This window comes from Robinsoniella sp. KNHs210 (assembly GCF_000686105.1).
Taxonomy (GTDB): domain Bacteria; phylum Bacillota; class Clostridia; order Lachnospirales; family Lachnospiraceae; genus Robinsoniella; species Robinsoniella peoriensis.
Map to the genome: position 1 here is coordinate 3,062,946 of NZ_JMLZ01000002.1, position 24,437 is coordinate 3,087,382.

Below are 24,437 nucleotides of genomic sequence, written 5' to 3' on the forward strand. Positions count from 1 at the left end.
TCTATTCTCCATCTTTCTGTAGTTTCTCATCTTTTTCCCGTATTTCAAATTCCAGTTTCGTAAGGTTGGAATAGTATCTGTCTGCGGCAACCAGCGCAACCGCAGCAATATAACGGATTTCTTCCAGATCCTTTTCTGTCTTGGATCCAAATATACTCTGAAATGTACCTTTTGGAGCAGAAATTTCATCACTGATCTCTTTCAGCAGCTCTGTATAATCTAAACGGTTCATCCTGTAATTCCCTCACTTTCTTTTATTGAAACAAATCCGGTAACCGGTCAGGGATTCGGTCGAATACATCCGCTGCTCTTCCATCCGTATACATCTGGAAAAACTCAATCACTTCACCTGCAATTCCCTGGCAAAAGCAAATCCTCAGATTCGACCAGTCATAAGGCTCATGGGTGATTCTTCCCCCAAGCTCCACCACTTTCCGGGCAGCCGCATCCACATCTTCTGTCAGCAGGCTGTAGTGAGTATACGCATTGGGTTGAACCGCATATTCTCCGCCTGTAAATAGCTCTAATTCCCGCATATCATTTAACTGTATGGAACATCCCCACTCCCAGTCTTCTTTTAGCTTTGCACCCAATCCTTCATAGAAGCGGATACATGCCTTCATATCTGGTACCGTCAATGCTACATGCACAAAATTTTTGATGTAATTACCATTGATCACCGGCTCACGCATAACTCCGTTTTTCTGAATGTACCAGAATTCAATTTCCTCACCCGAGGGTGTCCTTACAAATGCCATTCTAAGATCCTGATAAGTATATGGTTCAGGATCTTCCGGTCTGGAAATCACTGCCCCATACTCCAATGCCCGCCGGAATGTCAGGTCTACATCAAAGGTGTTTAAGCAAATATGGGTAATGCCAGAATTATCCCACTCTTTCGTTCCTTCCGGGCAGATTTCCATAATCACTCCATCCGGTGTTGCAACAATGGCATTATAATCATCTCTGCGTTTCAATAGAAGTCCCAGACCATCACAGTAAAAATGCACTGCCTGATCTACATCGGGAACAATCATTGATATATGATCGATACCTTGAATCATACTCATTTTTTACTCCTTTCGTCACCCCTTAACAGCTCCTGCTGTAGTATTTACATAATACTTCTGGCAGAACAGAAATACAATAATGATGGGTATTACGGATACCACTGTTCCTGCTGCTACACTGCCAAATTTATAGTTAAACTGCCCGTTCAGATATTTCAATCCTGCAGCCACAGGATATTTGTCTACATTCAGTACAATCAGCGGCCATAAAAAGTTGTTCCACTTATTGATAAAATCCATAATGATCACTGTTGCAATCATTGGTACTATCTGGGGAAGCATAATTTTCCACCATATTTTCAATTCCGAAGCGCCGTCAATTCTGGCTGCTGCAAGCAGTTCCGATGAAATATCTGCATATGCCGTTTTCAGCAGTATGATATTGAACACGGTCACCGAGTTTGGAAGAATAACGCCCCAGAAGTTATCATTTAATCCCATCTTGGAAATCGTTATATAATTGACAACAAGTCCTGCCGCTGCCGGAATTATCATCGTGGCAAGCAGTAATGTATTAATTAGTTTTCTGCCATAGAAATCAAGCTTAGCCAGTGGATAGGCACACAGGGAGCCAAAGATAACATCCAGGGTAATGCCTCCAACCGTAATAATGAGAGAGTTTAACAGCATCTTCCCTATATTCAGCAGAGAAAATACCGATTCATAGTTGCCAAAGGACGGCTCCCTGGGAAACAGGTTTAACGTGTATATATTCTCTGTTACTTTAAAAGATGAACTGGTCATCCATAAAAAAGGTCCCGCACATATTAATGCTATAATAAGAAGTATCAGGTAACGTCCGACAGCTGTCCTGATTTTTTTTACTTTACTTTTTCTTCTTCTGTCTGTTCCTGTCATGCCTCTTTTTCCCCTTTCTTACTTAATGCAAACTGCATGCATGTAAATACGCAGATCATAACGGCGCTAACCAATCCAATAGCGGCCGAATATCCAAAATCATAGCTGTTAAATGCCATCTTATAGGAATAATAGTTAATAACATAGGTTGCTTTATTCGGACCGCCATTTGTCATCGTAAATACCACATCAAATACTCCCACAGCCGCAATAATGGAAATCATGGAACAAAATCCAATCTGATTTTTTAAAAGCGGCAGCCTTACTTTCCAGAATGTCTGCCATGCATTGGCTCCGTCAATTTTAGTTGCATCAATAATTTCTTCAGGAAATGACTGCAGCGCCGATAAATACATCATCATGTAGTATCCGATTCCCTGCCAGATTGTCACCGCCATCAGGACAATCAGCGCAATCTTTGAATCCGAAAGAAATAAAATAGGCTTTGCTATTATATCCCATTTTAAAAGCAGTGCGTTTATGATTCCATCAGGATCAAATATAAATTTCCAGATGATGGACACTGCTACCATAGAAGTAACTACCGGCATATAGATCAATACACGAAAGGCAGAATTTCCACGGAATTTATTATTCATCAGCAGAGCCAGCAGTATGGCGAGTATTTGAAGAACAGGCACTACGATTACAAACAGACAGGAATTTTTTAACGACAGCCAGAAATCCGGATCCCCAGCCAGCCTTTTAAAATTTTCTAATCCGATAAAATTTGTTGTGCCTCCTACTGCCGAATAGTCTGTAAATGCCAGCGGTATACTGAAAACAATGGGATAAAACACGAAGATCCCCAGGATAAGCAGAGCCGGAGCCATAAATATGTAGGAAATTATGGTCGTTCTCATTTTCTGTGCTTTAAATAATTTTTTCATACACTTTTCTCCAATAGAAACGCTGCCGCAAAAACTTACTGTCTCTTGCAGCAGCATATGATTTATTTGTCATTGTTTCCGTAACTATTTCTGATTTTCTGCCAGCAGTTTATTGACACGGTCTTCACACTGTTTCAGCGCATCCTCCGGACTCATATTATCTGCAAAAATTGCTGCCATCATCTCATCAATTTCCAGCTTTACTGCATTATCATTTGGGATTCCCATAGTCATATCCGTACTCTTCATTGCAGCCAGTGCGGCATAATAATTCGTTCTTCCTTCAACTGTCTCCATATCAGACTTAAAGTAGTCATCATTAGCAGCTGCCTTTGTAGTTGGGAATACGGATGCCGCTTCACAGAATGCCAGCTGATTTTCATCATTTGAGATATAATTCGCAAACTTGATCGCTTCTTCCTGTTTCTTGCTGTTGGCAGGTACTACCAGGTTCATTACAGCCGCTCCGGTGAAACCGCTTGGTCCGTATAAAGATTCTGCAACATCTGTCAATTCATATTTTTCCGGGGACTCATCTCTGATTCGAGCAATCGTTTGCGGTCCTCCGCAAAGCATTCCCAGATTCCCATTGGCATACATCTGGCGGTCGTTGTCCCAGTTATCCCAACCATCTGTTCGATCTACCATGATTGCTCCATCATCCGCATATTTTATAAAACGGTTTATCAGTTCCACTGCCTCCGGGCTGTTAAATGCCGCCTTTGTTTTGTCCTCAGAAAGGATTGGAATATCATAATAACAAAGCATATGGTACATTGAACTTGGCGTAATCAGCCATGCTCCTGTTTTTTCTTTAAAGTCTGCCGCCAGATCAAATGCTTCATCCCAGGTGGTGGGAACTTTTTCAATTCCTGCCTCTTTGAACAGTTCTGTATTATATGTAACTACGTTTGGTGTGGAATACCAGGGAAACGCATATACACCATCGTACAATTTTGCTGATTCATACATAGAATCAATGTAAATTGATTTTTGCTCCTCTGTTGCCGCTTCGTCCAAATTCAGCAGAGCCTCTTTTCCAGCCAGTGTCAGTGCCAGCTGTGACCAGATATTTACTACATCCGGTGGATTACTTCCTGCTGTGGCAGCCAGAAGCTTCTGCTCTATGGCATCGTAGGGAAGATCCTGCCATTTCACTTCTATCGTCGGATTCTCTTCCTCATATTTATCAATCAGTCCCTGTATAAAATCCGTATAAGTAGGTGCTAATGCGAGTGTCCAGAATTCAATACTGGTCTTTCCTTCATTGGATTCAGCCCCTCCCTTTGAGTCCCCTGAACCCCCACATGCCGCCATGGACATCGTCATCGCTGCTGCTAAAATTATTGCGGTCACCTTTTTTACCTTTCTCATTTTCTACCTCCTTAGTTTTGAAAAGGTTTTCTGAAAACCTTTACATTTGATGAGCTTAATATACTCTTTTCTTATTAGCTTGTCAACAAAAAATCTCATTTATTTTTTAACTCAGACCATTTTATACATTCTCGTAGAATTTACGATACTATTTTTGTATATAATGTATATGATTCTATTATATTTATTTGTCGCCTTATCTTTCTTTGTTTAAATTAGTCATTCAATTATCTTTTCTACCATATCCCTTTATTTGAAAATAAGCTTTATTGCTCTTTGCTCCATCTCCAAAACATTACCCGGTATTGAAATACCAATATCTGTATGCTAAACTATATACCAATGATATAATTTCAGTAATAGATGGAGGTTTTTATGGATAAAAATGTAACAATTGTTGAGATAGCAGAAGAGAGTGGGGTCTCTATCGCTACCGTCTCCAGAGTTTTAAACGGCACTGTTCCCGTCTCGCCAAAAACCAAAGCCAGGGTGGAAGCGGTCATAAAGAAATACCACTATTCTCCCAATACATTGGCACAGGGACTCATTCTCCGTCAGACAAAGACTCTGGGCGTTATCGTTCCTGATATTACTAATCCGTATTTCTCCACGTTGTTCAGCGAAATTGAACGTTCTGCACATCAGTCAAACTATTCTGTTATACTCTGCAATACTTCCTTTTCCGCTGCCTCCTATGCGGATGGGGAACGGGAAAAAGAAGATAAATATTTTCAGATGATTCTGGATAAGAAGGTAGATGGGGTTATTATTGCCGGCGGGCAGATCGATTTATGTGAAATCAGTGAAGATTACAGAGACGCACTGAGACGTCTGGCGTCTTCCATACCGGTAATCGTAATTGGAAGATCCCTCCCCGGGATTCCCTGTACCTTTATAAATAAGGAAAATGATAAAGGCTTATCTATTGCAATTCGCTATCTTGCTTCACTTGGACACCGGCGTATTGGATTTGTTGGCGGAGAACGCGGTGTGCATATCACGGAATCCAGACTCAACGTATATCACGAGACAGTCCGGACACTGGGTCTGGATGATGACCCATCCCTTATATCCACTTCTAACTACTATATGTCTGATGGATATAATGCAGCCAGGCAGCTGCTTGATAAGGCTCCCACAGTAACCGCTATACTTGCAATGAATGATAATGTATCCATAGGGGCACTGCGGGCTGCTGCCGATTGCGGTATTACCGTCCCAAATGATATGGCCCTGATCAGCTGTGACCAGTTTTATGACGGAAATTTTCTGACACCGCGCCTGACAAGCCTGAACCGGCACAATGAACGGCTGGGAAGATATGTAATTTCTTTATTGCTCAGTCTTATACAGAACACTGCACCTCCCAAAGAGCCTGACTTTTCTCCTGAACTGGTGATTCGGGAAAGCAGCGGCAAGCGAATTAAATAAAAACAGCCATACTCAGAAAGTTAAAAATCTTCTAAGTATGGCTGTTTTTTAAGCCTCTTTTTGTAAATATCCAGTTTATTATTTCCGCTTTATATTCCTTTATTATTATTTCCGTTTACCATATTATACATACCTACGCTCTGTATCGCCTTTTCATACTTACGCAGATCTGCATTCCATCCTGAATAGGCAGAGTCATCCCGCCTGTCCGGCAAAAAATAGTTTTCCTTCAGATATTTACCCAGATAAGCCGTCACCTTCCTGGCGCCGTTATAGTTCATGTGATCTCCTTTGTCTCTGGTATCGGATACCCAGTCAACCTTATACTCTTTCCCCGGCTTATTCAGATCCAGAAATGGAATCTCATTTTGTTCTGCATATTCCGCTACTGAATTATGCCTCTTATAATTCCATGAATTTGCAGAAGGGATTTCCACAAACAGAAGTTTAATCCCCTTTTCTTTGCACATAAAAACAATCTTATCCAGATAAAATCGGGGTATCCCGTCTATTTTTGTCTTTTTCTTTCTCTTACGCATGTAGCGTTTGCCAAGATAAGGATCTACACGGTCTGTATACCGGAAACCTTTCCAGAAATTATCAAACGTATACTTCACTTTTCCCGTGAAATCTTCCGGTTTTAAAATTTTCCATCGGTTATGATATTGAAACACCGGAAATTGATCTGCCAGCCCTGCAAAAATCACTTTTTCCCGTTCTTTTGCCGGCGTTCCATTCTGAAAAATTTCATCCGTTTCAAATATAACCACCTTGGGGGACTGGTACTCCAGTATTGATTTCAGCAGATAATACGCCTCATACACACGCTGTCCGGGTTCTCCGCAGACATAAGATGCAAGACCATAGTCCTTCCACAGCTGCATAGGTGTATACGCTGCATAAATATCACTGTTGCCTATTGCTATTACATCCAGGGAATTTTTCCGTTCCGTATATACTGCGCGTGTCTCCGGTTCTTTAATTCCGCTGGCAGGGGTATTATCCTTTGGCTTCAAAACCTGGGATGCGCCGGTGAGAAGTACCAGGGCGATTCCCAGAAATACAGCCAATTTCAACAGGAAAAGAAATCCACTTTTCAGTATCGTCCGTTTATTGAAGTTCATTTTGTTTCCTCCTGCTGCTATTTCTCTTTAGATTTATGGCATGGTTTTTAAGCAGACTCAAAACTGAGCATAGATAAAGTCAACCGGCGAATAGCCCATTCCGTAAGCCCCCAAGAGCAGGACCGAAAAGGCGGCTGCATAGTAAATGGCAAACCGGACTGCAATATGCCTGTTGGAAATCCACTCTCTTAGATTTAGTCCCATTTCCTGGGCAAAGCTTACAGCAAATACCACTATAATCCCAAAACCCACTGCCGCATAGTCCATCTTATCCATTCCCAGATTCAATAAAACACCTTCTCTGAGAGGTGCCAGGGAAAATCCCCCAAACATGGAGAACAGCATTTTGATTCCCACTTTCAGACTCACCGCCCGAAAAAACAGCATACCGATATTGACTAAAAAGAAGGTTCTTAAAATCTGCCAAAATTGAAATCCCCAGCTTTTACGGTTTAGATGAAGACTTTTGCAAATCTTCTCAAACAGAGGCTCAGCCAGCATCCCCAGCATAACAATCATAAAATAATACATGCCGTAAAAAACGTATTTCCAACTGGCACCATGCCATAATCCATTGCAGAGCCACACCGGAAACAGGGCACAGGCAGAAGGCAGCAGCTTAGCCAGATGCGTGGAAAGATGATTCCTGCCCCATTTGCCAAGATGCATTACCCGTTTGGATAAGGATACCGAATAAAATATATAATCCCGGAACCAGGCTCCAAGTGTAATATGCCAGCGCCTCCAGAACTCGGATACATTTCTGGAAAAAAACGGTCTTTCAAAATTCTCGGGCAGACTAACGCCAAAGAGCTGCGCGCTTCCGATTACCATATCCATACAACCGGAGAATTCACAATAGATTTGAATCGTATAGCACAAAACTGCCGTCGCAACTGTAATTCCGGTATAATCCGGGTATGCGGTAAAGACGGTGTTTACCAGCAGATTTAAGCGGTCCGCAATCACAATTTTCTTAAATAGCCCCCATACAATGCGCTGTGCACCAAATGATATGTTTTTCGGTTGAAAGGAATGCCCCTTTAAAAGTTCATCCGACATTTGATCGTAGCGCACAATAGGCCCTTCCACAATTTGTCCAAAAAAGCTTAGAAACAGTGCCAGATGACCCAGGTTTTTATCCGCTCTGTATTTTCCACGGTATACATCAATGATATATCCGATTGCCGACAGGGTATAAAAGGAAATCCCAAGGGGAAGCAAAAGTCTCAGCTCCTTCATTTGGCTGCTTATATGTAAACCCTGTAAAAGATGATTGACATTTAATGCAAAGAAGTTATAGTATTTTAAAAATGCCAGAATCCCCAGGTTGAACAAAATTGCACACGCTGCTGCCAGGCGTTTCCATTTCTTTAACTGCAGGCGCAGAACCACCTGTTCTGCCAAAGGAGCATCCGCCATACGGTCCCGGTACTCGTCCTGCATAGTTGTCAGAATCATGCCTGTACCATATACAACAATCGTAGACAGCATTAAAAATCCCATTAGTTTTGCACTGGACAGAAAGTAAAACAGGTAACTGGCTGCCAGCAAAGCAATCCATCTGACTTTTTTGGGAAGGATATAATAAATGATGCCGGTGCCTGTCAGAAACAGCAGTACATATGTATAGGTATTATAAGCCATACAATCCCCTCGCTATATCCGGGCTGGCTGATGGTCTAAAATAAACGCATAAATGGAGGTAGCAGAGCGGAAATTATCCGGGGTGATATCTACCGGGGTAATATCGATCTGGTAGATGTCACTGATTTCCGACACCAGCTGAATCATTTCAAATGAGTCCAAAATATGGTCCTCAATCAGATTATTCTCTTTGCTGAAATCTACTCCGGGTTTTATCTTTTCCAGTATCTTTAATATTTCATCCATTGCATATGCCTCCTAATTTTTTATAATTTCTCTGCAGCCACTTCCGGTCTATTTTTCCATTTGTGTTTACCGGCATCTTCTCTGTCATAATATAAAGCCCGGGGCACATATAGGCTGGCACTTTGTTTTTGATTTTTTTTATAATAGTTTTCTGATCCACATTTTTGCCTTTATAGACCAATACTATCTTTTTCTCATTTTCATCATAAACACATACACAATAATCTATATCTTCCAGAGAACCTGCAGCCGCCTCTATCTCACCCAGTTCAATCCGGCAGCCCATATGTTTAATCTGAAAATCTTTGCGGGATACATACATCAGTTCTCCCAGTTCATTATACTTAACAATATCACCGGTTTTATAAATCAGTTCCGGATACCTGTCATTACATGGGTTCTGGACAAACACTCTGTTTGTTTTTTCCGGGCTGCGGTAATATCCCTTAGCCAGAAACGGTCCCCTGACACAAAGTTCTCCTTCTTCACCGTAAGGAACCCTTTCTCCTTCTTCATTCAGGATCAGTATATCGCAGTTATTGCATGCCTTTCCAATCGGAAGTACTTCCTCGTCATCAAAATCCCGGTCCACAATATAATAGGTGCAGATATCGGTTATTTCCGTTGGTCCATACAAGTTTGCATAAAATATGTCCGGCATGTGTGATCTCCAGATATTCAATTGCTTCATAGGCATAACTTCTCCCGCAAAGAGCACCTTTTTCAAGTCCGGCAGCTGCATATAGTCCAATGCCTTCCAGTTAGCCACCAGGCAGAGCGCAGAGGGAACCCAGTAAATGGTATTTACCTTTCTGTCTCTTAAATACTCCAGCAGCTGCATCGGAAATGAAAAGAGCTTCCGGGGAATAATCTGCATGGAAGCCCCGCTTCTTATGGTACTGAAAATATCCAGCACCGACATACTAAAATAAAAAGGCGTCTGGCTGCCAAAAACAGTGTCGCAGTTTATCCTGAAAGTTTCAGTTACCCAATCTGTATAGGCAATCACGCTGGCATGATTTACAACCACACCTTTTGGCTCACCGGTAGACCCTGAGGTATAGAGCACATACAGCGGATCCGTCTCGATCATAGCCCTTCTGATATCTTTTAACAGCCAGCTGCTTATTTCCTGCTCCACTGCTGTCTCATAGATTAGAACCGCTCCCTCAGGAAAAAGTTCTCTGGCAGCTTCCTCATGCTCTTTGTCCGTTAATATGGCAAAAGGCTCCAGGTTCTCCAATATGGACTTTAGTCTGTCTTTTGGCATCTGAATATCAATCATGGTATAAAAATTCCCGCTATACACAACTCCCAGAAGTGCCTCCATACTCTTAACGCTTCTGTCCAGATAAATTGCGACAGGTGCATTTCGAAGGTGGGAGTTGCCAAGGCAGCTCCCTATTCTCCTTGCATGATCTTTTAATTCGCAATAAGAGATACTCACATCTTCATCTGCAAAAACTTCTTTCGCGGAAAATTTCTCCGCAGACTCTTCAAAAAGCTGTAATATGTTTTTTTCTCTCACAAGTAATTCTCCTACTTCGCCAATTCATTGTTTTGCGTATTTTCGGTTCCGCCCTCTGTCTGCGTCTCCGCTTGTCCGGACTCTTTGCTCTCCGACATTCCGCTCTCTTCGGACCCGCTTTGCATTTTATTTGTCTGCCTTTTATTAGACTTTATTTTATTCCGCTGATTCCCGCTGGTCTGCTTTTTCTCCGACTGGTTGCCGCCTGTCTTATTTTCAATTGCCTGCGTCTCCTTTTGCCTGGACCCACTTTCTCTGATCACCGCTGAAGATTCCGTTTTGGGGGTATTTTCTGTTGACTGGGGATTAGAGCCACAAGCCGTCATGGTAATGGATAATGCTCCCAACACTGCAATTGTTGTTCCTTTTATAAGTATTTTTTTCATATAGTTGTCCTCACTTTCCTGCGCATATCCAGAGCATGCCTGGATTAATTGTTTGTATCTACAGTATTTATCATATCACCTAAATCTTAACCAATCCTTAAAGGAACATGATGAAATCTAAACGACAATTTTAAATTCTAATTTGATCCGGTACAATTCCTGAGTTTCCTCCACCCGGCAGCTCCCTTCCATCTTGTCCATCATCCCCTTAATATTTCGGATGCCGATCCCGGTGCTCTCTACTTTTTCCGACTTTTTTAATTTGTGGTTTACAAATAAAATAGATACCTGTTCTTCCCCATAAATTGTAGAGATCACAATATCTTCATTGGAATCCGCATATTTGATTATGTTAGATACAATATTATTCATCACCCTGAGAACGTAATCCACGGAGACCTCAACTTTAACTTCACGAAATTCGATGTTCTGGTTCACCTGGAATCCACGTTTCTGCAATGATAATACAAGTTCCGACATAATATCGTAAAATATATCCTTAAAAGACTGGGGATCCATAAGTTCGATTTCTTCTTCCCTCAGAATCAGGAAAAATTCAAACATATTATCTGAAAGACTCTTGATCTGGTTTGCCTTTTGATCAATCTTATCTATGTAATCTTCCATCTGATCCGCACCATGATACTTCTTACTTTTTAATATCTGTGTGTAGAGCAGGAGGGTTGTAAGCGGTGTCCGAAGGTCATGGGACATCTCCGTAACCAGATCTTTATTTGCTTTTGTCAATTTTTCATCCCGGTCCACGCGAAGCTTAAAGGATTTTCTCATTTCATCCAGCCCTCTGGCTAAAGCAGAGAGCTCGTCATTTCCTTTTAATGTAATCGGACAATCCAGCTGCCCTCCTTCCAGGATCTCCACCTCCTGCTCCAGAATGCCAATATAATCAATTGTCCTTTTTATCCCAGCCATCACAATACCGATAAAAACCAGGCAGGAAAGAAGAATTTCTGCTATCATCGCATAGTTAAAAACCCGGTAATCATAAAAACCGTCCAGAAAAACATCCGCCTGCGCATCTGCAAATTTCATAGGATAATATGCCTGCCACCCAAAGTATTCCGTTTCCACATCATTTTCGGCTATGATATCATTATTCGGATAATACGAGTCGTAGATCAGCACAGAATCCTTATAAATGCTGATATGTACAATATCCTGATCCCTGACCCATTTTGTTATCTTATCCGTATCTGTTGTAGAAATATGATTCTTCTGCACGTAATCCTGAAATTTCTGGGCATACTTTGACTCGGTCTTTTCCACATAATCTGAAGTTTCAAAATAATTGTTCAGTTTTGCTTCCACTCCCTTATGCAGAAAATAATACAGACCACCGCTTATTAAAAATGCAATCACCATAATCCGCACAAGCTTTCTTCTCAGACCGCTTTTTTGAAGTTTTCTCTTTTTATCCAAACCGATACCCCCTGCCCCAAACTGTACGAATGCACTTCGGCTCCTGCGGATTGTCTTCAATCTTCAGACGCAGCTTACGGATATGAACCATGACCGTTCCATTTGAAACATAAAAATATGGTTCATTCCAGACGCTTTCGTAAATGTTCTGTATTGTAAAGATTCTCTTTGGATGTTTCATCAGCAGAAGTAATATTTTATATTCAATATCGGTTAAAGCCAGCTCTTTATCCCCTTTACAAACCTCATTATAAGATTCATTAATCCGGATCCCCATTCCATTAACATAGCGGTCCTCCGTTCCCTCCTCTTCTTTTCCCTTATAAACGCAGTATCTTCTCACCAGTGCCTTCACCCTTGCCAAAAGCTCGGAATAAGAAAACGGCTTGGATAAATAGTCATCTCCCCCAGCCATCAGTCCCATTAACTTATCTGAATCCTGGGACTTGGCAGTCAGAAAAAGAACCGGCACATTAGACACTTTCCGGATCTCCTCACAGGTTCGAAAGCCTGAGATCCCGGGCATCATAACATCCAGAATAACCAGGTCCGTATCGCTGTCCAGGAGTTTAAGCCCTTCACTTCCATTCTCAGCCTCTGTCACCGCGTATTCTTCACCTTCCAAAAGTATCCTGACACCTTCTCTTATCTCTGCATTGTCTTCAATCATTAATATATTCATTGCTGTACCTCCCGGAATTTTTATTTAGAAAACCCATAATTTCTTCAATTGATGATAGAAATTATGGGTCTCATTATAATTTATGATATATCTATAATATTAGTTTTTTTATTCTGTTCTCACTGACACACATTTATATCACAATTAGACATATTCTCAGTATAACAGCTTTTGAGAAATAAACATTTAGCCGGGATGAATTTCTTTTTAATATTCTCTTAATTAAAGCTTGTGCTCAGGTATTGTTTTGGCACTAATTCGTTATTCGCATATAGGCTCACAGAATTCAGGCTCATTTATCAGACCGAACGGCGGAAGTACCGTAAGCGCCGACCAGTCATCTCCTGCGGCAAATACGGGAGTAGATGCAATTTCAATACAAATGCGGTTTCTGCCCTCCTTAAACGGAATTTCCAGATAATAGGGCGGTCCTATTCTTCTGCCCGACACTACTCCATTTACAAAAATCTCCATGCCGTTTAGAGTATCCGTTATCCTCAGGCACTCCCTCTTGTCCTTAACAAAATACACCTCTGTCTCGTATCGCAGATATCCGTTAAACTTATTCTTTGCTGCCCAGTCTGTCAAATCCCGAAAAACCTGATCCCCATAATACAATTCTTTGAAATTAGCATCATCATCTATATTTGCATACGATAGTTTCCATGGGCCCCCTAATTTTCTGCCTGACTGCTCATATGAAACATAATAAGGCAGAATATCTTTTTCTTTTTTTAATATGTAAACTGCCGCTTCACCCGGTTCCAGCTGCAGTCTCGCCTTTATAATGCCATTTCGCTGTTTAGATGGAATTCTATACAGCTGATTTTCAAATGCATGGTAACGGTAACAATACTGCAATTGATTGGTTTCTAAATTTATTTCTACTTCAGTATCTATTGTATCCCCTGTGCTCTCATTAAAACAATACAGTGCCGTTCCCCCATCATATTGATACCGGTACGTTCTTAAATCAGGTAAGCTTGCCGCCGTGCGGACGGAAAAACCTATTTTATTTTCTATTGCAGATGCCAGATTGGACAACGATACAACCTCCGATCCCAATAGCGGGGTTCTAATCTCCCGCTCCTGTCCTTCGCAAATCCCTTCAGGCAGACCATCTATAAAATAAACGGGAATCTCCGCTTTCAATAGGGAAATGACCATATCCACCGCCTGTGCTGGCAAATACTGGCTAAAAGGGATTACCAAAGCTTTATAACTCTGAGGTCCGATCTGAAAAGCCCGGTCTTTTGCCATTATACTTGTCTTTAACAGCGCATCTGCACTGATGATATCACAATCAATCTGATTTTCCAGCAATACCCGGACCGGCTTCTGAAACAGCATTGCTTCTCCCGCCCATTCCGCATCCGCATGATATAAAACCGCAGCCTGGGATATGTATCTGCCTTCTGAAAACAAGTGGGACAAACGATTCATATAATTCATCAAATCTCCAAAATAATGGTATTGGGGTTGTCTTCCACCCGCATAAAAATGAGGCGGGCAGTCTGAATCCGGAAAACTTTTGGGTGAAAATGCATGTGGCACAAAGTGATTAATTCCCCTGCTCAGCATATGGTCAGCCAGCCATTTCATCAACGTAATTCCCTCCTGCCAGCCAAAAGCGCCAAAGATTTCACACATAGCATTCCCGTTTTTATTCTCATCAATATGTGCCAGGGAACTCCCCATTTTTCCAAGGCCGTAATGGAAAAACTCCCCATCACGGTCTGATGCAACCCACTGGTGAACCGTCTGATTCATTCCAGGCATCACCTGAAGCAGTACCACATCAATTCCAGACATACCCATCTGGGACAGACTTCGAAAATAATGTCCGGTACTGCAGCCAAGCCTTCCATGGGAATTATCGTCCTCAATGATATGCCCCACATGCATGACCCCATGCGCTTTACACCACTGCCCTATCTGATCAGAAAACGATATCTTTAGCTGAGTGGTAACTTCATCCATATATTCATACCTGACGTGTCCGGTAATTTCTCCGCAGCTGTACCAGAGAACAGGCAGATTACGTGTGAAATTATCTCCCCATCTGTCTTCCAGGCGTTTTTCCAGTTCCTCACTCCATGGTATAAATTTCATATCCTTACCAAGCCGAGCCTGGAAATCGTATCCGGGCAGGTTTGCAAATTCCGGCTCATCGGAAAAGAATCCGGTAAACGTCTTTCCGAAATCATCTCCATAGCGATCAAAATGAGGCTGATAAACACGGTCTATCAGAAGTTTCACTGACTGAGAATTAATAATGTTAAAATAGTCCAATTTCCCATCCCCCTGATGGGTGGTATAAAATACAAAAATCCTCCACAATCCATCCGGTACATCAAACCGCAGCCATCCGTTTTTAACCTGTCCGGTAAGATCTATCCACGATTCCGGCTCTATGTCGGTACTGTCGCTGCTGATTCGTTTACATGCCGTTACCCGTACCAGTCTGCTGTCGGGTCTTAGCACCGGCTGAATTAACATGGAACCATTTGCAAGGGGTCCTGATGTGTCGGTACACCATACCGTCAGAAATTCATTTGCCAGTTCATGGTTTCCTTTTGTAAAGATTCCATTGGCATGGCCAGTGGGGAACCGGTCATCATCCAAAAGCCAGACCTTCATGCCATGGGCTCTGGTATAGTCCATAACCACATCCATGTCTTCCCACCACTGTTCTCCTCCAAAGTCCGGATGCGGCCTGGCTTCTATACATACCGCTCCTATATTCGCTTCTCTGATTCTGTCCAGCTCCCGGATAAGAATTTTATGCGGCTCTCCATGCATCCAGAGAAATGGATAAATGTAATTTCCTTCTTTGTGATTCCGGATTTGATCTAATCTGTCCATAATTCCACCTCCACTATTGTCCAAAGCTTTTTCTAATGCCCTATATCAGGCTGCATTCCTAACTTAGTCCATGCAGCATTTTTCATAAATTGCGGTTCCATAAGGCGGCAGTTTTCCGGACTGGGATTCGCCGCACCAAACAAAAGGTATCCATTTTGCTGATAACTGTATGGTCTGATATAGATCCGTATGGTTCAAGACAAATAAATAATCTTTTTTTCTGCCGTTCCGCACCGTCATTTCTACTCCATCCGGTGAGCATCCGGCTGATTCCAGACCACACTCTTTTATGATTCTGTCCACAACTTTACTCATAATTATGTCATCTGGCTCCGTTGCAGTATAATATGCTTTTCCTTTACCAAAGGAATTTACCGTAATCGCCGGAGTATCCCGGTAAAACTCACTCCGGTAAAATGCCAGAGGCTCTGCCCCTTTTGTTTCCAGCACGTCGCACCACTTTTTTGCATGCCCCCATGTCTTGTCCAAAATCCATTCTATATCCACCGACATACCGAGCAGGCAATCATACTCCAATACCGTAATTCCCAGAACATCCGCCAGTCTGCCCGGGAGTGCCTGTGTCCCCTCGCATACACTGTTCCGGTTTTTCACCCCGGTACGCATTGTTAAAACCAGATGCCCTCCATTTTTTACATAAGCTCTGAACTTTTCTTCCAGCATTGAATCCATCAGCAGCTGCAAGGGAGCAATTACAACCTTATAATCTTCCAGCTTCTCTTTCTCGCTGATAAAGTCCAGAGGTACGTTTTTTCGGTAAAAGGCATTATAATATTTCTTAATCTGGTCTATATAATTAAGTTCTGGATGATGGGGCTGAATCTGAAAAGCCCAATCCTGTTCATAAGAAAATAAAATTGCTGCTTTCGGTTTTACGGTAACAGCACTGATATCTTTCATCACCGGAATCAGGCCCCGGATCGTCTCCTGAATCTCAAAATATCTTCTCTCCGGAACTCCGTTGTGGGGCAGTATCCCATGCCAGTACTGCTCGGCACCAAACAAGCAGGTGCGCCATCTGAAATATACAATCGTATCGGCCCCATGCGCTACACAATGGCTGGTCCAAAGCTTCAGCTGCCCGGGTCTCGGCATCCTTCCAACCAATTGTCCCCCGGTAGGACCGGATTCCAGTTCCATCATCCAGAAGTTTTTCTTTTTAACGCTTCTTATAAAGTCCAGACACGCAGAAATCTCAAAGTCAGGCTGGCCTGGCGGATCAAAATAATAACCCGTGGGATATTGGTCATTTGAGGCAAAATCCAGTTCTTCTGCCAGTTCAAAATAATCCGTCTTATCATAAAACCCCATAAGATTATGTGTAACCTGGTGATGTGGGCAAATTTTTTTTATGATGTTTACCTGAAAGTTTTGAAAATCAACTACCAGATATGAACAAAAACGCTTCCAATCCAGCAGAAGCGACGGGCTGTGCACCGTAGGCGTTGCCCTGGGCACCGGAATCTGTCCAAAATTGCTGTAATCCTGACTCCAGAATGCAGTGCCCCATTCCTGGTTCAACCGCTGTACAGATCCGTACTTATCCTCAAGAAATCTGTGAAAGGCCTCCTTACAGGAATCACACATACAAAGCTTCTCATGACTATTACCCAGTTCATTATCAATCTGCCAGCCAATTATATTAGTGTTATTCTTATAGTGCTCTGCCATTGCCGTTACCAGCCGTCTGATGTGTTCCCGGTATACCGGGCTGCTCTGACAGTCATGATGCCGTCCTCCGAATCCTTTCACTTCACCTGCTTCATCTACCGGCAATATCTGCGGGTCATCCTCTATAATCCAGGCAGGCGGTGCCGCGGTAGGTGTCCCGATTACGCTTTTTATTCCATACTCTGCCAACAGGTTTACCGCATCATCCAGCCATTCAAAATGGAATTCTCCCTTTTCAGGCTCAAACTTTGCCCAGGAAAATTCCCCCATACGCACTGCCTGTATCCCCAGCTTCTTCATCAGTACTGCATCCGTCTCCAAGCGTTCCTTAGGCCAGTGCTCAGGGTAATAATCAACACCAAAATAAACAGACATCCTATATCTCCTCTCTTTTGTACAGCATTATATATATAATCACACAGCTCTTTAAGCGCTTTTTTGAATTGCTTTTAAACAGCCGAAGGTCTACACTTTGTGAAGAACCTGCTGCTTATCCACATGATCTCTGTATTGTCGGGGACTTATCCCCACTGACTCCTTAAATATCCTGCTAAAATAGGATACATCATGATACCCGATCATCTCTGCAATATCCTTTAAACGGTAATCAGAGCTTTGGAGCAATTCTTTCGCTTTGTTCATACGAAGATTTGTAACAAGCCTGTTCGGTGATATCTTCTTGATTGCCGTAAACTGATTTGCTACATAGGTAGCATTATAACCATATTTAGAAGCAAATTCTTCCACGGTCAGACCCTGGGCATACTGTGTACAAATATGTTCATACAACAGCTCCACAACATCCTCAAGTGTCTTATTCTGCATTGACTTTCTTGCCTTCTCGCCAATCTTTTCTATTAATGACTTTATACTATCCTGCAATCCCTCATAGGATAATGTCCCCCCTATAATAGCTTCCACTTCATATAGGAGCTGTTCCATTGTATAGTCCTGCTGCAGCCCCGGATAATTCCGGTAAATTTCCGACATAAAATATTTCATGCTGAATTCACAGTTAATCTGGGTAATTTTATTTTTCTTCCACTGCCTGCAAAGCTGCTCAAAACATTGTATAATGCCTTTAAAATCATCTTTTTCCAGCAGTGATGACAAACGGTTTTTTTCCTGATTTCCAATGGCAATATATGCTTCCGGCAATACCTCTTCACCCATAATGGTCATATGGCTTCTTCCAATCAGCGCCTGGTTGCTCATGCAGAAACGAATATCACGATACTTCTTTCCAAGCTCTTTTGTATCAGTAAATGCTTCACTCAGTACAATATTTACAGGCATCTCAAGGAGCTTTTCATACCCCGACAACTGGTTGACAAGATGTTTTACCGGTACGATACTATCATCTTTTGATGCCAGAAAGACCAGCTTCTCATTTCCTGCCTTAGAATCAAAGATGTAGTATCTCCAGTCCTTATCCGCCTTTCCTTTCAGCTTTTCCCGAATGAACCCGGAATTCCATATTTCACTCGGTGGCCGGATAAAGGTTTCTGAACGCATGGAAAATGCCCCAACACATACCAGCAGGAGATAGCAGCAGTTATAATCTTTAAAACCTTTTTCTAAAACAGTCCTATCATACATGCCGTTAAAGATAGCATTTTGCAATTCCTCACAAAGTTCTTTTTGTTTTCTCTTTTCAATTTTTTCAGATAGTCTTTTCAAGGTTTCCTGCAGTTCACACTGCACTGGGGGTTTGAGAATATAGCTGTCCACTCCGAATCGGATCGCCTCTTTGGCATAAGCAAATTCACTGAATCCGCTTAATACCACATACTCTATACCCTCGTATCTTTTTTGCGCTTCTTCTATCAGCTCCAACCCATTCATAACCGGCATCCGGATATCGGTGACCAAAATATCCGGCTGATCTATTTCCATTCCTGCCAGTGCCTGCTCTCCGTTTCGGTAACATCCTCTGACCTCCATATCCAGTTCCAGGTTCTCTATCATGCGTACAATTCCCGCAAGAATCGCCGGTTCATCTTCTACCACTATAACTTTCATCATCTGTGTAATTCTCTCCATCATCCTTTGGATTATATAAACTACTATCCGTAACATTTCTTCCTGCAGGCAGCGATCCAAACCGAGGGGCTTTCACTGACTTTGCAATTACCACACAGGAACCTCCCATGAAACCACTTCCTACCCTTAATGTTATTTCTCCGCCGGAGTAAATAAAAAGTCTGGCATAAGTATTATTCAGCGCCAATCCTCCTATCTGCATATCAGGAATCTTATTTCCGCTTTTAATTCTCTCCTCGATCTCCTGAAACTGCCTATTCAGTTCCTGTACTGACTCCGCCGTAAACCCTGCCCCATTATCATCAACGGAGATTTCCCATCCGTTCATTGTTATAGCGCCTTTTACCCGAATACGATATACCGGTTTATCTAAATTCACAAAACTATGCTGAAAACAATTTTCCACCACCGGCTGCAATACAAACTTGGGAATCTCAACCTGTTCCATTTCCTCATCCAGTTCAATCTGATATTCCAGAATGTCCAGATAGCGGTATTTCATTAATTGCAGATATGTTTTTGCATGTTCAAACTCTAAGCACACCGCAACGGTATCCTGTCCGGTCTGAGTAGTATATTGAAGCATTCTGGTCAGCGCAGCACACATATCCATTATCTCAGGTGCGTTTTTCTCATAGCCTATCATTCCGATTACCGACAGTATATTATGAATAAAATGAGGATTAATCTGTGCCTGAAGGACATCGTAATTTGCCTTTATTTCCCGGGTATGTGCTTCTATTAACTCATCCCTTGAACGTTTAATCCCTTCAAACATTTTTTCAAAAGCATTTGCCAGCAGCTTAATTTCATCATTCGAACTGTCAGCTTTAAAATCCAATGAAAGACTTAAGTAATCCATATGATCTATATAATTACGCAGTTCCCGAATTGGTTTATTAAGATTATAAGAAATAATATAAACAATAAATATAATAAAACATAATACAATCATCCCTAACACAACGATTGTTCTAACTGTATCATAGACAGGTTTCATATATTCTGAAGTTCTTGCCAGCATGAAAATTTTCATTTCATAGTTATTCAGGAACTGGCTGCTCATGGTGTATGCTGTATTGTCTAATGAAATATCGCCGGGCTGTCCCTCACCCGCCCTTTTTTCCCGGGATAAACTTTCCAGTCCTTGTAATGGCGCATCCTCTGTTGCATAAAATAATTCATTATTATGAAGGACAATTACCTGCATCTCATTTTCCTGCAGTTTTACCTTGAAAATGTCATCCAGCAGTTTCTTTTCATACTGTACATCTACCAGTCCATACCGTTCAAATTCATCCTGAATTACTCTGACAAATGAAAACACTTCATTCTGTGTACGTCCATACTCATCTCTGCCCACAGGAACAATTAATTTGCTCTGACGATTCTCCATCATATATTTTATCCAGTGTATTTCCCGGATACGACTTTTTTCCGGCATCTGTTCCGGATAAATATTAAGGCTTAGAAGATCAAAATTTGCAGACAGAACGTCAAAGCTTTTATGTTCAAACCGCATTCCGCTCACACCGGCTATTTCCCGCTGTATCTTCCTTTTTTCCTCAGGGCGTTTCTGAAAATAGTTGGCCTTATCACTCTCCCGGTTTACCATTTCCAGTATTTCATGGACCGTTTCATTGGCAGCTATTCCCAGCGTAATATCACTCATATCATTTAAAATACTTTCAAACTGGGAAGCGGCTTTTACCGACAGCTGTTCAATGGTGCTGTCGGTAATTCCTTTCATATTTTTTGTTTGCGCAAAACCATATATGACAATGAATACCACAAAAATTGTAATGACCAGTGCAGTGTAAATAAACAACGTTTTTTTCCGGTAACTTATTTTCTGAAACAAACGGCTTCCTCCATCCTGATAAATTATCCTTTAACAGCTCCAGCAACCATGCCATCTACAATATATTTCTGTCCAAACAGATATACAAACACAACCGGCAGGCTGGAAATTAAAATATGGGCACAAACCAGATTCCACTGGGAAGAAAATTTTCCCAAAAAGCCGTAAACGCCTAAAACCAGTGTCCATTTATTAGAGTCTGTGATTAAGTAAAGCGGAAACTGAAAATCATTCCAGATGAACATAAACTGAGTAACGCATACCGTAGTCACTACCGGCTTTAACAGCGGCATGATAACAGAGAAAAACAACCTTAACGGTCCACATCCGTCAGTCACTGCTGCTTCATCCATCTCTTTCGGCAGGGTTTTCGCCGCCCCATAGGAAAGCATAATGGTCATTGGTAGAAATATGGCTGTATAAACCAGGATCAGACCCAAATAATTGTTATATAGATGATATATTTTTAGTACCTCTATCAAAGAAATTAGCTGCATAGGAATAATCAGACCCAGAAGAAAATACTTTCGCACTGCCCTGTTCAGCCTGCTTTGGTTTCTAGCCAGAACAAACGCTGCCATAACACCCAGCACTGCAGATAGTCCTACGCTTAATACCGTAATGATAACACTATTTAAAAAAGATGAGAATACCCTACCCTCACTCAGTACCATGGTAAAATTTTCAAATATGAGGCTTTCGGGCAGAGTCAGCCTCATTATATCGGACTCAGCAGCTGTTTTTACAGAATTTATTACCACAAGAAGCAGCGGAAATATAATGGACAGGCTGCAAATCCACAATAAAGCGGTTAGAATCATCCTGTTAATCTTCATACGTCTCATTACTGATCAACCTCCATTCTTCCCAGTCCATAATTAACCACAGCAAATACAATAACTACAAACACGGTCAGACACATATTTGCGGCACTTCCTGTTCCCATCGCACCATTCCCCAGATATTTATAAACTGTGGTACTTAAAACCTCAGTGGACAGCCCCGGTCCGCCTTTTGTTAACGCAATGACAATATCAAAAACCTTTAACCCTCCGATAATACTCAGGGATATAACCGTATTTAAGGTTGGCATCATAAGCGGTGCCGTAATAGACTTAAATTTCTGCCCGCCGCCTGCCCCGTCAATTGTAGCTGCTTCGTAATATTCACTGGAGATTCCCTGCAGACCGGCCAGAAAAAGTACCATGCAATAGCCTGCTCCTCTCCAGATCTCTACAAATATAACCGCAGCCATTGCCGTAGAGGGTTGTCCCAGCCAGTCATTGGCTGCCAGCCCAGGGCTTAGCACCCCTAAAAACGTATTTAAGAGACCTGTTTTTGGCATTAATATGGAACGGAATACTACACCCACAATCAAACTGCTGAAAATAGCAGGCAGATAATAAATAGTCCTCAGAGCATTTTTAGTCGGTATTTTAGCATTCAGTGCCAGGGCTAATGCAAATCCGATGACTGCTTTGGCTGCAGTAGTAAAAATAGTGAATATAATGGTATTTCGAAATCCCATGCGGAACAAGCTGTCTCCCAGCAGATTTTTATAGTTGTCAAGTCCGCAAAAGGTTTTTGAAGATGAATAAATCGTCCAGTTTGTAAAAGAATATAAAAGCCCCAGAATGCTGGGAATAATAAATATCATTGTATAGATCAGCAATGGAACAAACCAAAAATAATTCGGATACACTTTCTTGGCATTCATATGTAACCCCTTTCTGTCTGAAAGAAAACTGAGGGCAAAAGCAATGCGCCTCTTCCCCCAGCTTTCCAATTCTTAACCTTCATGCCCAGTCTGTCAGAATCCTGACAATCCAAGGGCTTTTGCTATCTGGGATCTCATCTGATCATACTCCTTTACTCCCTCTTGCGCAGTCTTGTTACCTATAAGCACCTCCTGGGCGAGTTTACAGAGTCCGTCAAAGTCCTGTCCCTGAACGAGTGAATTATGTCCAAAATGATAACTGTATTCACCACTGTTTAATTTCTCTATTAATTGTCTGGTAGGTGCCAGGCAGTCTACCTCTACATCTTTCCACGGAGTTGACGCTTCGCCCATGGCCCCGTAAAACGCATTCAGGTTTTCCTGCTCTGCGGCAAAATTGAAGAAATCCTTTACGATATCTACGTGTTTCCCGGATTTGGGAATATACCACTGCGCTGTGGTACCTGCAAAGTAAGTGTCTGAGTCACCGATATAAAATGGGATCAGCTCCATATTTTCTGCAGAACCCGGATATTTCTCTTCCATGGTTACATCCCATGTTGTCAGTCCAATCGTAACACCGCATTTATTTTCTCCAAATGCCTGATATTCTCCATCCCAGGAATCTGCCATGGTATTGTCACCAAGATATCCGGCTTCATTCCATCTCCTTAAATCTTCAAACACCTCTATCATTCCTGGTATATCCTGATATTTGACCTCATTTTTATTTAATTTATCAATGAGCTGGGAATCTTTATCCAATGCTTTCTGAATACCTCCGCTGGTCATATTACCCACTACCCAGGGATCTTTTGAAGCCAGATACATTGGCTGTACCCCATTTTTCTTTAACGTTTCAAAACATTGTTCCAGCTCTTCTTTGGATGTTGGAATGTCCAGTCCATTATCGGCAAACACTTTTTTATTCACTGCAAAAGCAAAAAAGCCCTGCCCGCCGAGAGGAATTCCCCAGATTTTCCCATCTACCATAAAGGAATCCTTACTGATCAGCTGTTCTGTCCACGCTTCTCCTGTAAGGTCTGCCAGGCGTTCCTCAGGAAGCATATAAGTATGTTCTATTACAGATCCGGAGTTTAATATAATATCCGGAAGTTCCTCTGTAGCAAATTTAGTTTTTATTAACTCGGATGCCATATCATCCGGAAGCATCTGAACATCAAACTGTACCCCCGTCTTATCCGTGTATTTCTGGAACAATGCCTCTCTTCCCGGCGTATCCCAGCCCTGTGCCAGTACAACACTGAGCGTAACACCTTCATAATCCAGAGCCTCAGCTTCCTGACCGGAATTCTGAGATACTTCCTCTGTTCCATCCGGGGTTTTTGTTTCTCCTGATCCCTCCTGACCTTTATCGGATGCTTTAGTTGCTGCCTGCTCTGTTGTTTTTCCGGTTTCTTTCTCACTGCCTCCGCAGCCTGCAAGTGTACCGATGGTTAACGATACCCCCAATAAAAGAGCCATAAGCTTTCTGCTTTTCATACCTTTTCCTCCTATTATTCTTCCTTCTTCTGTTTGCTGTTCCGTTGATGTTTACCAGTATAGCGGATCTGCTGATATATTCC

At 42.0% G+C, this 24,437-nt stretch carries 20 protein-coding genes; 1 reads left to right on the top strand and 19 read right to left on the bottom strand.

The window, feature by feature from the left end; genetic code table 11:
- Position 1 precedes the first annotated feature (1 nt).
- The 5 genes from CD03_RS0120425 to CD03_RS34205 all read right to left on the bottom strand — a co-directional run bounded on the left by CD03_RS0120425 (position 2) and on the right by CD03_RS34205 (position 4,192).
- On the bottom strand, positions 2-232 hold the full coding sequence (locus CD03_RS0120425) for a hypothetical protein (protein ID WP_027295222.1): 231 nt from the start codon (positions 230-232) through the stop codon (positions 2-4).
- A 22-nt stretch (positions 233-254) separates the two neighbouring features.
- Entirely contained in the window at positions 255-1,070 is an 816-nt protein-coding gene (locus CD03_RS0120430; RefSeq protein ID WP_027295223.1) for a VOC family protein, read from the bottom strand.
- Positions 1,071-1,085: 15 nt separating this feature from the next.
- A complete protein-coding gene (locus CD03_RS0120435; protein WP_027295224.1) occupies positions 1,086-1,928 on the bottom strand; it encodes a carbohydrate ABC transporter permease in 843 nt (280 codons plus the stop codon).
- Entirely contained in the window at positions 1,925-2,818 is an 894-nt protein-coding gene (locus CD03_RS0120440) for a carbohydrate ABC transporter permease (protein WP_027295225.1), read from the bottom strand. Before CD03_RS0120440 ends, CD03_RS0120435 begins: the two co-directional genes overlap by 4 nt.
- A gap of 84 nt (positions 2,819-2,902) precedes the next feature.
- Positions 2,903-4,192 (bottom strand): ABC transporter substrate-binding protein, encoded by a 1,290-nt coding sequence (locus CD03_RS34205; protein ID WP_052377891.1) that lies wholly within the window; start codon positions 4,190-4,192, stop codon positions 2,903-2,905.
- 375 nt (positions 4,193-4,567) lie between these two features.
- On the opposite strand from CD03_RS34205, the gene CD03_RS0120450 reads away from it, so the two are divergent.
- On the top strand, positions 4,568-5,623 hold the full coding sequence (locus CD03_RS0120450; RefSeq protein WP_027295226.1) for a LacI family DNA-binding transcriptional regulator: 1,056 nt from the start codon (positions 4,568-4,570) through the stop codon (positions 5,621-5,623).
- An 89-nt stretch (positions 5,624-5,712) separates the two neighbouring features.
- Here CD03_RS0120450 and CD03_RS34210 read toward each other — a convergent pair whose 3' ends face one another.
- From CD03_RS34210 to CD03_RS0120520, 14 genes are all read right to left on the bottom strand, one after another.
- Positions 5,713-6,747: a hypothetical protein gene (locus CD03_RS34210; RefSeq protein WP_044289547.1), complete on the bottom strand. Its 1,035-nt coding sequence runs from the start codon at positions 6,745-6,747 to the stop codon at positions 5,713-5,715.
- Positions 6,748-6,804: 57 nt separating this feature from the next.
- The gene (locus tag CD03_RS0120460) at positions 6,805-8,394 is read right to left on the bottom strand and encodes an MBOAT family O-acyltransferase (protein WP_027295227.1); all 1,590 of its coding nucleotides are present in this window, start codon (positions 8,392-8,394) and stop codon (positions 6,805-6,807) included.
- Between the two features lie 12 nt (positions 8,395-8,406).
- A complete protein-coding gene (locus CD03_RS0120465; RefSeq protein WP_027295228.1) occupies positions 8,407-8,640 on the bottom strand; it encodes an acyl carrier protein in 234 nt (77 codons plus the stop codon).
- Entirely contained in the window at positions 8,633-10,168 is a 1,536-nt protein-coding gene (locus tag CD03_RS0120470) for an amino acid adenylation domain-containing protein (protein ID WP_044289548.1), read from the bottom strand. Before CD03_RS0120470 ends, CD03_RS0120465 begins: the two co-directional genes overlap by 8 nt.
- Before the next feature lie 11 nt (positions 10,169-10,179).
- Positions 10,180-10,554: a hypothetical protein gene (locus CD03_RS0120475; RefSeq protein ID WP_027295230.1), complete on the bottom strand. Its 375-nt coding sequence runs from the start codon at positions 10,552-10,554 to the stop codon at positions 10,180-10,182.
- Positions 10,555-10,671: 117 nt separating this feature from the next.
- The gene (locus CD03_RS0120480; RefSeq protein ID WP_052377892.1) at positions 10,672-11,991 is read right to left on the bottom strand and encodes a histidine kinase dimerization/phospho-acceptor domain-containing protein; all 1,320 of its coding nucleotides are present in this window, start codon (positions 11,989-11,991) and stop codon (positions 10,672-10,674) included.
- On the bottom strand, positions 11,984-12,673 hold the full coding sequence (locus CD03_RS0120485; RefSeq protein WP_027295232.1) for a response regulator transcription factor: 690 nt from the start codon (positions 12,671-12,673) through the stop codon (positions 11,984-11,986). The genes CD03_RS0120480 and CD03_RS0120485 overlap by 8 nt, the downstream gene beginning before the upstream one ends.
- Positions 12,674-12,934: 261 nt before the next feature.
- Entirely contained in the window at positions 12,935-15,538 is a 2,604-nt protein-coding gene (locus CD03_RS0120490) for a glycosyl hydrolase (RefSeq protein WP_027295233.1), read from the bottom strand.
- 63 nt (positions 15,539-15,601) lie between these two features.
- Positions 15,602-17,605 carry a beta-galactosidase gene (locus tag CD03_RS0120495; protein ID WP_027295234.1) on the bottom strand — a complete coding sequence of 668 codons (2,004 nt, stop codon included), beginning with the start codon at positions 17,603-17,605 and terminating at the stop codon, positions 15,602-15,604.
- A 90-nt stretch (positions 17,606-17,695) separates the two neighbouring features.
- Positions 17,696-19,255: a response regulator gene (locus CD03_RS0120500; protein WP_027295235.1), complete on the bottom strand. Its 1,560-nt coding sequence runs from the start codon at positions 19,253-19,255 to the stop codon at positions 17,696-17,698.
- Positions 19,227-21,134: a sensor histidine kinase gene (locus CD03_RS0120505; protein ID WP_027295236.1), complete on the bottom strand. Its 1,908-nt coding sequence runs from the start codon at positions 21,132-21,134 to the stop codon at positions 19,227-19,229. The genes CD03_RS0120500 and CD03_RS0120505 overlap by 29 nt, the downstream gene beginning before the upstream one ends.
- A gap of 23 nt (positions 21,135-21,157) precedes the next feature.
- Positions 21,158-21,979 (bottom strand): carbohydrate ABC transporter permease, encoded by an 822-nt coding sequence (locus CD03_RS0120510; protein ID WP_044289550.1) that lies wholly within the window; start codon positions 21,977-21,979, stop codon positions 21,158-21,160.
- On the bottom strand, positions 21,979-22,851 hold the full coding sequence (locus tag CD03_RS0120515) for a carbohydrate ABC transporter permease (RefSeq protein ID WP_027295238.1): 873 nt from the start codon (positions 22,849-22,851) through the stop codon (positions 21,979-21,981). Before CD03_RS0120515 ends, CD03_RS0120510 begins: the two co-directional genes overlap by 1 nt.
- 93 nt (positions 22,852-22,944) lie before the next feature.
- A complete protein-coding gene (locus tag CD03_RS0120520) occupies positions 22,945-24,354 on the bottom strand; it encodes an ABC transporter substrate-binding protein (RefSeq protein WP_027295239.1) in 1,410 nt (469 codons plus the stop codon).
- Positions 24,355-24,437 lie beyond the last annotated feature (83 nt).